The sequence below is a fragment of the Mesorhizobium sp. WSM4311 genome (assembly GCF_002295115.1).
GTDB lineage: Bacteria > Pseudomonadota > Alphaproteobacteria > Rhizobiales > Rhizobiaceae > Mesorhizobium.
Window position 1 is genome coordinate 96584 of sequence record NZ_NSFV01000016.1, and the last position, 12993, is coordinate 109576.

General features: G+C 61.5%; 11 protein-coding genes and 1 pseudogene. 11 read left to right on the forward strand and 1 reads right to left on the reverse strand.

Features of this window, described 5'->3' with window-relative positions; translation table 11 throughout:
* The first annotated feature begins 40 nt into the window (after positions 1–40).
* The 11 genes and pseudogenes from CK226_RS29475 to CK226_RS29525 all read left to right on the forward strand — a co-directional run bounded on the left by CK226_RS29475 (position 41) and on the right by CK226_RS29525 (position 12176).
* Positions 41–1452 (forward strand): annotated as a pseudogene (locus CK226_RS29475) (aspartate aminotransferase family protein).
* A 126-nt stretch (positions 1453–1578) separates the two neighbouring features.
* Complete coding sequence (locus CK226_RS29480; protein WP_095775440.1) at positions 1579–2346, forward strand: DeoR/GlpR family DNA-binding transcription regulator; 768 nt, start codon at positions 1579–1581, stop codon at positions 2344–2346.
* Positions 2347–2475: 129 nt separating this feature from the next.
* Positions 2476–4002: a glycerol-3-phosphate dehydrogenase gene (glpD, locus tag CK226_RS29485; protein ID WP_095793728.1), complete on the forward strand. Its 1527-nt coding sequence runs from the start codon at positions 2476–2478 to the stop codon at positions 4000–4002.
* A gap of 41 nt (positions 4003–4043) precedes the next feature.
* The gene (locus tag CK226_RS29490; RefSeq protein ID WP_095775401.1) at positions 4044–5123 is read left to right on the forward strand and encodes an ABC transporter ATP-binding protein; all 1080 of its coding nucleotides are present in this window, start codon (positions 4044–4046) and stop codon (positions 5121–5123) included.
* Between the two features lie 10 nt (positions 5124–5133).
* Complete coding sequence (locus CK226_RS29495) at positions 5134–6201, forward strand: ABC transporter ATP-binding protein (RefSeq protein ID WP_095775402.1); 1068 nt, start codon at positions 5134–5136, stop codon at positions 6199–6201.
* A complete protein-coding gene (locus CK226_RS29500; protein ID WP_013895315.1) occupies positions 6202–7068 on the forward strand; it encodes a sugar ABC transporter permease in 867 nt (288 codons plus the stop codon).
* 1 nt (position 7069) lies between these two features.
* The gene (locus CK226_RS29505; RefSeq protein WP_095775403.1) at positions 7070–7987 is read left to right on the forward strand and encodes a carbohydrate ABC transporter permease; all 918 of its coding nucleotides are present in this window, start codon (positions 7070–7072) and stop codon (positions 7985–7987) included.
* A gap of 2 nt (positions 7988–7989) precedes the next feature.
* On the forward strand, positions 7990–8277 hold the full coding sequence (locus CK226_RS29510) for a DUF2160 domain-containing protein (protein ID WP_038652733.1): 288 nt from the start codon (positions 7990–7992) through the stop codon (positions 8275–8277).
* Between the two features lie 79 nt (positions 8278–8356).
* A complete protein-coding gene (locus CK226_RS29515; protein ID WP_095775404.1) occupies positions 8357–10081 on the forward strand; it encodes an ABC transporter substrate-binding protein in 1725 nt (574 codons plus the stop codon).
* A gap of 90 nt (positions 10082–10171) precedes the next feature.
* Complete coding sequence (gene glpK / locus CK226_RS29520; RefSeq protein WP_095775405.1) at positions 10172–11665, forward strand: glycerol kinase GlpK; 1494 nt, start codon at positions 10172–10174, stop codon at positions 11663–11665.
* Between the two features lie 34 nt (positions 11666–11699).
* The gene (locus CK226_RS29525; protein WP_095789718.1) at positions 11700–12176 is read left to right on the forward strand and encodes a DUF6882 domain-containing protein; all 477 of its coding nucleotides are present in this window, start codon (positions 11700–11702) and stop codon (positions 12174–12176) included.
* 114 nt (positions 12177–12290) lie between these two features.
* Here CK226_RS29525 and CK226_RS29530 read toward each other — a convergent pair whose 3' ends face one another.
* Positions 12291–12737, reverse strand: a complete 447-nt coding sequence (locus CK226_RS29530; RefSeq protein WP_095793729.1) for a BA14K family protein — start codon at positions 12735–12737, stop codon at positions 12291–12293.
* Positions 12738–12993: the final 256 nt, after the last annotated feature.

A 12993-nucleotide genomic window follows, 5' to 3' on the forward strand; every position in this document is an offset into this window, starting at 1 on the left:
GCGAAGCGTGCCGGCATTGAATTCGTGTCGGGAGGACAGGATGAACAATGACGAGTTCCGGCAGTGGTCGCGGCGCGCCGCCGACTGGGGCGCCGACTATCGCAATTCACTGCGCGAGCGGCCGGTGCGGCCGCTGGTCGAACCGGGTGACATTTTCAGGAGCATTGAGGCCTCGCCGCCGGAAAACGCCGAACCGATGGACAGGATCTTCGCCGACTTCGAAGAGAAGATCGTGCCGGGCATGACGCATTGGCAGCACCCGCGCTTCTTCGCCTATTTCCCGGCCAATGCGGCGCCGGTTTCGGTGGTGGCTGAGTATCTCGTCTCCGCAATGGCCGCGCAGTGCATGCTTTGGCAGACCTCGCCGGCGGCGACCGAACTCGAGACCCGCACCGTCGACTGGATGCGCCAGGCACTTGGCCTTCCCGAGGGGTTTTCCGGCGTCATCCAGGATTCGGCTTCGTCGGCGACACTCAATGCCGTGCTGACCATGCGCGAACGGGCGCTGGATTGGCAAGGCAACAAAAAGGGATTGGCCGGGCAGGGCCAGTTGCGCATCTATTCCTCGGATCAGGTGCACACGTCGATCGACAGGGCGATCTGGGTGTCGGGCATCGGCGAGGACAATCTGGTGCGCATTCCGGTCTCGGGCCGCTTTCGTGCGATGGATATCGCCGCCCTGGAGGCGGTCATCGCGGCCGACCGGAAAGCCGGCCTGCTGCCGGCGGGCGTCATCGCTTGCGCCGGCGGCACCAGCACCGGCGGCACGGACGACATTGCGGCGGTCGCCGCGGTCGCCAAGCGGCATGGACTGTATCTTCATGTCGATGCGGCCTGGCCGGATCGGCGATGATCTGCCCCGAGTACAGGCATTTCTGGACCGGTATCGAAGGCGCCGATTCGATCGTCTTCAATCCGCACAAATGGCTGGGCGCACAGTTCGACTGCTCGATCCAGTTCCTGCGCGACCCCGAAAGCCATGTCAGGACGCTGGCCATCAAGCCGGACTATCTGAAAACCGACGGTCATGACGGCATCATCAACTATTCCGAATGGTCGGTGCCGCTCGGCCGGCGCTTCCGAGCCCTGAAACTGTGGTTCCTGCTGCGCGCCCACGGGCTGGAAAACCTGCGCGCCATGATCCGCAACCATGTGAACTGGAGCGAGGGCCTTGCCGGGCGGCTGGCAAGGGAGTCGGATTTCGAGATCGTCAGCGAACCGATGCTGTCGCTGTTTTCGTTCCGGCACAGGGCGCCCTCAAGCGCCGATGCCGACGCGCACAATCTGCGGTTGGTCAATGCGATCAACGACGATGGCCGCATCTACCTGACGCAGACGAGGGTCGACGGGCAGGTGGCAATCCGCTTCCAGGTCGGCCAGTTCGAGGCGACCGCTAGCGATGTCGATGCGGCTTTTGCCGTCATCACCGAAATCGCGCGCGGCCTGGTCTGACAGGCCCATGTAGGATTGCGCTGGAGTTTGCCTTTGCAATCAGGTGATTTCCCTTAGCCGGCTTATGCCTTTTCATTGCTTTCGTTTTCGGCTATAGACAAGAAAAACGAAAACGGGAGGCCGCCCATGTATCTGTCGCCACGCCATGCCGAGATCATCCAGATGGCCAAGGACCATGGCCGCGTGCTGGTCGACGATCTGGCCACGCGTTTCAACGTGACGCCGCAGACCATTCGCAAGGATCTCAATGATCTCTGTGACCAGCGCCTGCTTTCCCGCATTCATGGCGGCGCATTGTTCCCGTCCGGTATCGAGAACATGGAGTATGAGGCGAGGCGCAAGATCGCCGCGGACGAGAAGGAAGCCATCGGCCGCGCGGCGGCAAGGTTGATCCCCGACAACGCCTCGCTGTTCATCAATATCGGCACCACGACGGAGGCGGTCAGCAAGGCGTTGCTCGACCATAACGGCCTGATGGTGATCACCAATAATATCAATGTTGCCAATAGGATGCGTATATATCCTTCGATCGAGGTGGTGATTGCCGGCGGGGTGGTGCGCGGGTCGGATGGCGGCGTCGTCGGCGAGGCAGCGGTCGATTTCATCAGGCAGTTCAAGGTCGACTACGCCGTTATCGGCGCCTCGGCCATCGACCATGACGGCGCCTTGCTCGACTTCGATTTTCGCGAGGTGAAGGTGGCGCAGGCGATCATCGCCAATGCCAGGCATGTGATTCTGGTCTCCGACCAGACCAAGTTCGAGCGCACGGCGCCGGTGCGCATCGGTCACCTGTCGCAGGTCAACACCTTCATCACCGACCGCTGCGACATCCCCTCGGTGCGCAAGATCTGCCAGGAGGCCGAGGTTCAGCTGATCGAGACGTCGCTGGGGTGAGGCCCTTTCCCGATCGTCTCACGGGTTTGTTATATATTTCGTTTGACATTCGTTATGAGTTCGAAATAATTCCGTCACGGTTTCGCAAAAGACCAAAAATGGTGCAATGCGAAATCGTGGAGGAGTTAAGTGGACACGTCTTCAGTCCGGGACATTTTCGTCATAGGTGGCGGTATCAACGGCTGCGGCATAGCCCGCGATGCCGTTGGGCGCGGGTTTTCGGTTTTTCTCGCCGAGATGAACGACCTCGCCAGCGGAACCTCCTCCGGTTCCACCAAGCTGATCCATGGCGGCCTGCGCTATCTCGAATTCTACGAGTTCCGCCTGGTGCGCGAGGCGCTGATGGAGCGCGAGGTTCTGTGGAAGAACGCGCCGCACATCATCTGGCCGATGCGCTTCGTGCTGCCCTATGCCAAGGGGCTGCGTCCGGCCTGGCTGATCCGGCTCGGCCTGTTCCTCTACGACCACATTGGCGGACGAAAATTGCTGCCGGCGACCAGGACGCTCGACATGGCGAGCGATCCGGCTGGCAAGCCTTTGAAGCCGTTGTTCAAAAAGGCGTTCGAATATTCTGACGGCTGGGTCAACGATGCGCGGTTGGTGGCGCTCAACGCACGCGATGCCGCCGATCGTGGTGCAACGATCCGGACCCGCACGAAGGTGGTCGGCGCGCGCCGCGAAAACGGCCTTTGGACAATCAAGATCGAGAACCTGCGGAGCGGAGAAACGGAAGAGATCAAGGCGCGGCTGCTGGTCAATGCCGCCGGACCTTGGGTCGATCATGTGCTTTCCGGCGTCGTCGGCCAGAACGACGTGCACAATGTCCGCCTGGTGCAGGGCAGCCATATCGTCATCGCCAAGAAGTTCGACGATCCGCGCGCCTATTTCTTCCAGAACAAGGATGGTCGCATCATTTTCGCCATCCCCTACGAGGACGAGTTCACGCTGATCGGCACCACCGACCGGGATTATCCCGGCGATCCGCACGATGTGAAGATCAGCGACACCGAGATCGATTATCTCTGCGCCGCGGCCAGCGAGTATTTCGCGCAATCCGTCAAGCGTTCGGACATCGTCTGGACCTATTCGGCTGTCCGTCCGCTCTACGATGACGGCGCCTCCAAGGCGCAGGAAGCGACACGCGACTACGTGCTCAAGGCCGATGGCGGTGAGGGTGCAGCCCCGATCGTCAATGCTTTCGGCGGCAAGATCACCACCTATCGCCGGCTGTCGGAATCGATGCTGGAAAAGATCGAGGGTTTTCTCGGCAAGCGCGGCAAGCCGTGGACATCGGACGCGCCGTTGCCGGGCGGCGATTTCCCGGCGACCGGGTTCGACGCGCAGGTGGCGAAGCTGAAGACAGCCTATCCTTTCCTCGATGCACGCCTCGCCCGGCGGTTGACGCGGCTCTACGGGACGCGGGCCCAGCGTCTGCTTGGTCTTGCCAAGTCGAATGCCGAGCTCGGCCGCAGTTTCGGCGGCGATCTCTATGAGGCCGAAGTGCGCTATCTCGTTGAAAATGAGTGGGCCGTCACATCAGAGGATGTACTGTGGCGTCGCACAAAGCGCGGCCTGCATCTCAACCGCGAGCAGGTGGCGGCACTCGATGAATTCATGCGCGGCATAAGCCGGCGGCATGTCGCGGCTGCCGAATGAAGAGGGTTTGAGCTGATGCGGAAAGCCTGGGAGGAGGCGTCATGCTGGAACTGAGAAACGTCACCAAGACGGTCGGTGCGGCCGAGCATATCCGCGACGTGTCGCTGACGCTTCAGCACGGCTCGCTCAACGTGCTGCTCGGGCCGACGCTTTCCGGCAAGACCAGCCTGATGCGGCTGATGGCCGGCCTGGATGTGCCGACCTCCGGCTCGGTCTGGTTCGACGGCCAGGATGTCACCGGCGTGCCGGTGCAGAAGCGCAAGATCGCCATGGTCTACCAGCAGTTCATCAACTATCCGGCGATGACCGTCTATGAGAACATCGCCTCGCCGCTCCGGGTGGCCGGCGCGGAGCAAGGCAAGATCGACAGCCAGGTGCGCGAGGCCGCGGCGCTGCTGAAGCTGACGCCCTATCTCGACCGCACCCCGCTCAGCCTGTCGGGAGGCCAGCAGCAGCGCACCGCACTGGCGCGCGCCATCGTCAAGAATGCCAGCCTGGTGCTGCTCGACGAGCCGCTTGCCAATCTCGACTACAAATTGCGCGAGGAACTGCGGGCCGAACTGCCGAGGATCTTCGCCGCCGCCGGCACAATCTTCGTCTACGCCACGACAGAGCCGCATGAGGCGCTGCTGCTCGGCGGCAACACGGCAACGCTGTCGGAAGGCCGCATCACGCAGTTCGGACCGACCATCGACGTCTTCCGCAAACCGGTCGACCTGGTGACGGCTCGGACCTTCGCCGATCCGCCGCTCAACACCATCGTGCTGGCCAAGAAGGGCGCCGACTTCCTGCTCGAAGGCGGGGTGAAGCTGCCGGTGCCGCCCGAACTCGTCGGCATTGCCGATGGCAATTACACGATCGGTTTTCAGCCGCACCATCTTTCGCTCGAACGGCCCAATGCCAGCGCAGTGCCAGTGCGGGCCAAGGTGACCATCACGGAAATCACCGGGTCGGAGAGCTTCATCCATCTCGATTTTGCCGACGTGCGCTGGGTCATGCTGACCCACGGCATCCGGGATTTCGAGACCGACGAAGTGGTCGAGGTGTTCATCGATCCGCGTCACATCATGGTCTTCGACGAGCACGGCCGCGCCGTGACCGCGCCGAAGCTGGCGGCTTGAGGAGGGCGATATGGCGCGCATCGACGTCAACCATGTCAGGCATTCCTACCTGCCGAACCCGCAGAAGGATGCCGATTTCGCGCTCAGGGAAGTGCACCACACATTCGAGGATGGCGGCGCCTATGCGCTTCTCGGCCCATCCGGCTGCGGCAAGACCACGCTGCTCAACATCATTTCGGGCTTGCTGCATCCCTCGCACGGCCAGTTGCTGTTCAACGGCAGGGACGTGACCAATCTGTCGACGCAGGAGCGCAACATCGCGCAGGTGTTTCAGTTTCCGGTCATCTACGACACCATGACCGTCTACGACAATCTGGCCTTTCCGCTGCGCAATCGCGGCGTGCCGGAGGCCGACGTCGACCGCAAGGTGCGCGAGACGCTGGAGATGATCGATCTGGCGTCCTGGGCCAGGAAGAAGGCGAGGGGCCTGACCGCCGACCAGAAGCAGAAAATCTCGCTCGGCCGCGGCCTGGTGCGCTCCGACGTCAACGCCATCCTGTTCGACGAGCCGTTGACCGTCATCGACCCGCATATGAAGTGGGTGCTGCGCTCGCAATTGAAGCAGCTGCATCGCCGCTTCGGCTACACCATGGTCTATGTCACCCATGACCAGACCGAGGCGCTGACCTTCGCCGACCAAGTCGTGGTGATGTATGATGGCGGCATCGTCCAGATCGGCACGCCGGCGGAACTGTTCGAACGGCCGCGCCACACTTTTGTCGGCTATTTCATCGGCTCGCCCGGCATGAACGTCATGCCGGTGGCGATCGACGGCAGGACGGCGACGCTCGGGTCGCAGCGGATCGAACTGCCGGGCGCGCCGAAGGCCGACAGCGGCGCCATCGAACTTGGCATCCGCCCCGAATATGTGCGGCTCGGCCGCGACGGCATGGCCGTTTCGATCAGCAAGGTCGAGGATGTCGGGCGCCACAAGGTGGTGCGCGCCAAGCTGGAAGGCAGGGACATCGCTGCCGTCATCGGTGAGGACGAGACCGTGCCAGCCGAACCGAAGGTGCGGTTCGATCCGGCCGGCATCAACATCTATGCCGATTCCTGGCGTGTCGAGATGGGGGCATAGATGGACAAGACCTGGAACAACAAGGCCTGGTTCCTCGTGCTGCCGGTGCTGGTGCTGGTAGCCTTCACCGCCGTCGTCCCGCTGATGACGGTCGTCAACTATTCGGTGCAGGACACATTCGGCAACAATGTCTTCACCTGGGCCGGCACCGAATGGTTCGAGGAACTGCTGTCGTCCAGCCGCTTCTGGGAAGCGATGGTCCGCAACCTGATCTTTTCCTTCATCATCCTGGCGATCGAGGTGCCGCTCGGCATCTTCATCGCGCTCAACATGCCGAAGAAGGGCTGGGGCGTGCCGGTCTGCCTGGTGCTGATGTCGCTGCCACTGCTGATCCCGTGGAACGTCGTCGGCACCATCTGGCAGGTGTTCGGACGCAACGACATCGGACTGTTGGGCTATTACCTCAACGCGATCGGCATCGACTACAATTACGTGCAGGATCCGTTCGATGCCTGGGTGACGATCATCGTCATGGATGTCTGGCACTGGACCAGCCTCGTCGTGCTGCTCTGCTACGCCGGACTGGTCTCGATCCCCGATGCCTTCTACCAGGCGGCCAAGATCGACGGGGCCTCGCGCTGGGCGGTGTTCCGCTACATCCAGCTGCCGAAGATGCAGCGCGTGCTTTTGATCGCCGTGCTGCTGCGCTTCATGGACAGTTTCATGATCTACACCGAACCGTTCGTCGTCACCGGCGGCGGGCCGGGCAACTCGACGACCTTCCTGTCGATCGACCTCGTCAAGACGGCGCTCGGCCAGTTCGACCTTGGCCCGGCGGCCGCCATGTCGCTGGTCTACTTCCTCATCATCCTGTTGTTGTCATGGGTGTTCTACACCGTGATGACCAATTACGACGCGGAGCGCTGAAATGGCTGGCGCCAATGAACGAACCGAGCGCAATGCGATGAACGGGACTGCTTCGGGAGGTCTCGCCGGTACGCTGTCGCAGAGCGATCTCGACAGGCGCATGCGCCGGCGCGGCGAGGAATCGCGCTGGTGGTGGATCGTGCCGACGCTCTACATCATCGTACTTTTGCTGCCGATTTACTGGCTCATCAATATGAGCTTCAAGACCAATGCCGAGATCGTCAACTCGATGACGCTCTACCCGCACGCGCCGACAATCGCCAACTACGTCACCATCTTCACCGAGAAGGCCTGGTACTCCGGCTACATCAACTCGATCACCTATGTGGTCATGAACATGGTGATTTCGGTATCGGTGGCGCTGCCGGCGGCCTATGCCTTCTCGCGCTACCGCTTCCTTGGCGACAAGCATCTGTTCTTCTGGCTGCTGACCAACCGCATGGCGCCGCCAGCGGTGTTCGCGCTGCCGTTCTTCCAACTCTACTCGGCCTTCGGGCTTATCGACACGCATATCGCGGTGGCGCTGGCGCATTGCCTGTTCAACGTTCCGCTGGCGGTGTGGATTCTCGAGGGCTTCATGTCGGGCGTGCCGAAGGAAATCGACGAGACCGCCTATATCGACGGCTATTCCTTCCCGCGCTTCTTCGTAAAAATCTTCATGCCGCTGATCGCGAGCGGCATCGGTGTCGCCTGCTTCTTCTGCTTCATGTTCTCGTGGGTCGAATTGCTGATCGCACGCACGCTGACCACAACCGACGCCAAGCCGATCGCCGCCACCATGACGCGCACCGTTTCGGCCGCAGGCATGGATTGGGGCCTGCTCGCCGCCGCCGGCGTGCTGACGCTGATCCCCGGCGCGCTCGTCATCTGGTTCGTGCGAAATTATATCGCCAAGGGCTTTGCCCTGGGGAGGGTATGATCATGAACCTAGATCTCTCCTGGATGGCGTGGACGTGGCCGACGGCGGCCTTCTTCGCGACTGTTCTGCTGTTGCTGTGCGGCATGGCGGCCTGGGAATACGCCTCGCCGGGCGGCAATCCGCGCGTCGGCATCCTGCGCTTCGAGACGACGCGCGGCGATCGTCTTTTCCTGTCGCTGCTTGGCAGCGCCTTTATTCATCTCGCTTGGCTGGGTCTCGTTGGATCCAACCTGTGGTGGGCTCTCGCTCTCTCCGTGGTCTACGCCATCGGCGTGTTCCGCTACGTATAGAGGGGGATACTGTTGGAGCGGCCGCATGCCGGCGACCGCACCAGATCGCACTTCAAACCTGAAACAGTGGAGGAAACACATGCGACGGCAATTTTTAACATCAACAACGGCCCTTGTCCTGTTGCTCGGCGTCGGCAATGCCTATGCCGGGATGGATGAGGCAAAAGCCTTTTTGGACAAAGAGATAGGCGGCGTGTCGACGCTTTCCCGCGCCGACCAGGAAAAGCAAATGCAGTGGTTCATCGACGCGGCCAAGCCATTCGCCGGCATGGAAATCAAAGTCGTGTCTGAAACCTTGACCACCCACCAGTACGAGTCTCAGGTGCTGGCACCGGCCTTTACCGCCATCACCGGCATCAAGGTCACGCATGACGTCATCCAGGAAGGCGACGTCGTCGAGAAGATCCAGACCCAGATGCAGACCGGCCAGAACATCTATGACGGCTGGGTCAACGATTCCGATCTGATCGGCACCCACTGGCGTTACCAGCAGGTGCGCAACCTGACCGACTGGATGGCGGGCGAAGGCAAGGACGTCACCGATCCGATGCTCGACGTCGACGACTTCATCGGCACGAAGTTCACCACCGCGCCGGACAAGAAACTCTACCAACTGCCCGACCAGCAGTTCGCGAACCTCTACTGGTTCCGTTACGACTGGTTCAACGATGAGAAGAACAAGGCCGACTTCAAGGCCAAGTACGGCTATGATCTCGGCGTGCCGGTCAACTGGTCGGCTTATGAGGATATCGCCGAATTCTTCACTGGCCGCGACGTCAACGGCAAGAAGGTCTATGGCCACATGGACTACGGCAAGAAGGACCCGTCGCTCGGCTGGCGGTTCACGGACGCCTGGCTGTCGATGGCCGGCAATGGCGACAAGGGCCTGCCGAACGGTGTGCCGGTCGACGAATGGGGCATTAAGGTCGATGCGAATTCGCGGCCTGTCGGCTCGTGCACCGCGCGCGGCGGCGACACCAATGGACCAGCATCGGTCTATGCCATCCAGAAGTATCTTGATTGGCTGAAAGCCTATGCGCCGCCGGAAGCCCAGGGCATGACCTTCTCCGAATCCGGCCCCGTGCCGTCGCAAGGCAATGTCGCCCAGCAGATCTTCTGGTACACCGCCTTCACCGCCGACATGGTCAAACCCGGCCTGCCGGTCATGAACGAGGACGGCACGCCGAAGTGGCGCATGGCGCCGTCTCCGCACGGCTCCTACTGGAAGGACGGCATGAAGCTCGGCTATCAGGACGTCGGTTCCTGGACGCTGATGAAGTCGACGCCGACCGACCGCGCCAAGGCCGCCTGGCTTTATGCCCAGTTCGTCACCTCGAAGACCGTCGATGTGAAGAAGAGCCAGGTTGGCCTGACCTTCATTCGCGACTCCACCATCCATGACAAGAGCTTCACCGAACGTGCGCCGAAGCTCGGCGGTCTGATCGAGTTCTATCGCTCGCCGGCCCGTGTGCAGTGGACGCCGACCGGTACCAACGTGCCGGACTATCCGAAGCTGGCTCAGCTCTGGTGGCAGAACATCGGTGACGCATCGTCTGGTGCCAAAACACCGCAGGAAGCCATGGACTCGCTCTGCGCCGATCAGGAAAAAGTCATGGCACGTATCGAGAAATCCGGTGTCCAGGGCGACATCGGACCGAAGATGGCCGAAGAGCATGACCTTGCTTACTGGAACGCCGACGCGGTCAAGGGCGGCAATCTGGCGCCTCAGCTGAAGCTCGAGAAGGAGAAGGACAAGCCGATCACCATCAACTACGACGAACTGGTGAAGAGCTGGCAGAAATAGGACTGCCCTATGCGGGCGCTCGCGCCCGTGTGAAATTGGGGGAGGCGGCATGTTGCCGTCTCCCCTGTTTGTGTGAAGGCGGAGGACGCAATGAGCGGTTTTGTGCTGGCAATCGACCAGGGAACGACATCGACCCGGGCGATCCTGTTTGACGGTGAGATGAAAGTCGCCGGCAGCGGGCAGAAGGAATTCACCCAGCACTATCCGGCCTCGGGCTGGGTCGAGCATGACCCGGAAGAGATCTGGGCAAGCGTCGTGACGACCGTGAAGGCTGCGCTGAAGAATGCTGGCCGCGAAGGATCTGATGTCGCCGCCATCGGCATCACGAACCAACGCGAGACCGTCGTGATCTGGGACAGGGCGACCGGCAAGCCGATCCACAACGCCATCGTCTGGCAGGATCGGCGCACCGCGCCGCTCTGCCAGAAACTGAAGAAGCAGGGGCTGGAGAAGAATTTCACACGCAAGACCGGCCTTCTGCTCGATCCCTATTTCTCGGGCACCAAGATCGCCTGGATGCTGGACAAGGTGAAGGGGGCGAGGAAGCGTGCCGAGAAGGGCGAGCTGCTCGCCGGCACGATTGACAGCTTTTTGATCTGGCGGCTGACCGGCGGCAAGGTCCACGCCACCGATGCCACCAACGCTTCGCGCACGCTGGTCTACAACATCGAGAAAAATGTCTGGGACGACGAGCTACTGGCCATCCTGCGCATTCCCCCCGCGATGCTGCCCGAAGTGAAGGATTGCGCAGATGACTATGGCGTCACGGAGAAGAATCTCTTCGGCGCCGCAATAAGGATTCTCGGCGTTGCCGGCGACCAGCACGCCGCGACCATCGGCCAGGCCTGCTTCGAGCCGGGCATGATGAAATCCACCTATGGCACCGGCTGCTTCGCGCTGCTCAACACCGGCGGCGATCTGGTGCGTTCGAAGAACCGGCTCTTGACCACCATCGCCTATCGGCTGAACGGCAAGACCACCTATGCCCTGGAAGGCTCGATCTTCATCGCCGGCGCTGCCGTGCAATGGCTGCGGGACGGCATCAAGGTGATCGGCAAGGCCGAGCAGAGCGGCAAACTCGCTGATGAAGCCGATCCGACGCAAAACGTCTATCTGGTGCCGGCCTTTGTCGGTCTCGGCGCGCCGCATTGGGACGCCGAGGCGCGCGGCGCGATTTTCGGACTGACACGCAATTCCGGTCCTGCGGAGTTCGCGCGCGCCGCCCTGGAGGCCGTCGCCTATCAGACCCGCGACCTGCTCGACGCCATGCGCAAGGACTGGAAGGGCACTTCGGCGAAAACGGTGCTGAGGGTCGATGGCGGCATGGTCGCGTCGGACTGGACCATGCAGCGGCTGGCCGACATTCTCGATGCTCCCGTCGATCGCCCGACCATCCTCGAGACGACCGCGCTGGGTGCGGCCTGGCTTGCCGGCTCGAAGGCTGGTGTCTGGCCCAAGGCGAAGGAATTCGCCAAGAGCTGGGCGCTCGAGCGGCGGTTCAAGCCGGAGATGGATAGCGCCACGCGATCCGCCAAGCTGGCAGGCTGGCGCGATGCTGTGCGCAGGACTCTGAGCGTGTCATAACGGTCACCACAGGAACGGACTTGAGGTGGGGGACATGCAGCCAGACTGGTATCCTGCTTGGCGGGACGAGGCTTTTGAACAGCTGACCGCGAAGAATGCCATTTTGGAGAAGGAGTTTCGCCTCGGCCGCTGGCCGCGCTATGACTATGACCTGACGACCGGCAGGCTTTTGTTTTCGGACAATGGTGCCGTCAAGGTCGTTGCCGAGATTCAGATTGCTGGCTCGACAAGCGCCAAGGCCGGCAACTGGCTTTGGGCGTGGTCGAATTCCAACTTGCCCAACGAACTTCTTGCCGACGCCAATCGCGTTCGTTCCTTCGGCGAGGAGAATGATATTGCCGAACTTCAGCAGGCTTTTGTGACCGACACGACAGATGACCTGGAAGCACTCGGCTGGGAACTGGCCGCGGCAATGGTGCGAGTCTGCGACGCGCTCGGAGCCTATCGCTCTCCGCGCGGAGAAGGTGGAGGCCTTTATCTGATGCTCAAAAGCGCAAGCTGGACCAACTGACAGGAAACTTCATTCCGTTGACCGGGATGCTGAAAGTCTCAACGAAAAGGCCCGCGCCATTTCCAACGCGGGCCTTGTAATCAGACTTGCCAGCCACTGACACTCATCCCTGGGTCAGTAAGGCGAACGGCACTCCTGGCGCGGTCCGTAGTTCGGCTGGAATGTGTTGTCCGAAGCACGATAGCTGCGATAGCGGTCGTAGCACCACTGCACATGCGCATTGCCTTCGGAGACGCGGTTGTTCTCGCTGTTGACGATGGCACCCGTAATCAGCGCGCCAGTCGCGAAAGCTGCCAGCGGAAACCAGTAGTCGCCGTGGCGGCGATAGCCGCGATGATATTCGCGATAGCCGCGATGGCCATTCCAATAGGCGTCGCCGTTACGCGCGAAGTTACGGTTGCCGTCGAAATGGCGGTTCATCCACGGCTTGTAATCGACCGTCTGCACAGCGCTCGAAGCCGCCTGCGGCACCAACATCTGCGTGGCATTGGCAGGCAGTGCAGTCGCGGCAAACGAAGCCGACAGGGTGGTCGCCAGTATACCCGATACGATCTTGTTCATGACCTTCTCCTTCGAAAGGGTGATTGACGTCCCTTGAGGCGAGACAACGGGTGGTTTTGGGGAAGGTTCCTCGCTAAATCCCAAGTTGCTGAATTGTAATGTTTCTGAGGCCTCCCACCAGCGCCGACGTGGGGTGATGCCAGCGCTTCGCCGGGGGCGTTGCGCCTTTGATCGAAGCAGGCGGAGTGCCACAGTGGGAATGCTTGCGCGGTATGGCTTGCGGATGCTCTTTTTCCGGTTGACCGGTCGAGGCACT

Coding starts and splice junctions, on each gene's coding strand:
- CK226_RS29530 (WP_095793729.1), bottom strand. CDS start 12,737: ATGAACAAGATCGTATCGGGTATACTGGCGACCACCCTGTCGGCTTCG.
- glpK (WP_095775405.1), top strand. CDS start 10,172: ATGAGCGGTTTTGTGCTGGCAATCGACCAGGGAACGACATCGACCCGG.
- CK226_RS29515 (WP_095775404.1), top strand. CDS start 8,357: ATGCGACGGCAATTTTTAACATCAACAACGGCCCTTGTCCTGTTGCTC.
- CK226_RS29510 (WP_038652733.1), top strand. CDS start 7,990: ATGAACCTAGATCTCTCCTGGATGGCGTGGACGTGGCCGACGGCGGCC.
- CK226_RS29490 (WP_095775401.1), top strand. CDS start 4,044: ATGCTGGAACTGAGAAACGTCACCAAGACGGTCGGTGCGGCCGAGCAT.
- CK226_RS29505 (WP_095775403.1), top strand. CDS start 7,070: ATGGCTGGCGCCAATGAACGAACCGAGCGCAATGCGATGAACGGGACT.
- CK226_RS29495 (WP_095775402.1), top strand. CDS start 5,134: ATGGCGCGCATCGACGTCAACCATGTCAGGCATTCCTACCTGCCGAAC.
- CK226_RS29500 (WP_013895315.1), top strand. CDS start 6,202: ATGGACAAGACCTGGAACAACAAGGCCTGGTTCCTCGTGCTGCCGGTG.
- CK226_RS29480 (WP_095775440.1), top strand. CDS start 1,579: ATGTATCTGTCGCCACGCCATGCCGAGATCATCCAGATGGCCAAGGAC.
- CK226_RS29525 (WP_095789718.1), top strand. CDS start 11,700: ATGCAGCCAGACTGGTATCCTGCTTGGCGGGACGAGGCTTTTGAACAG.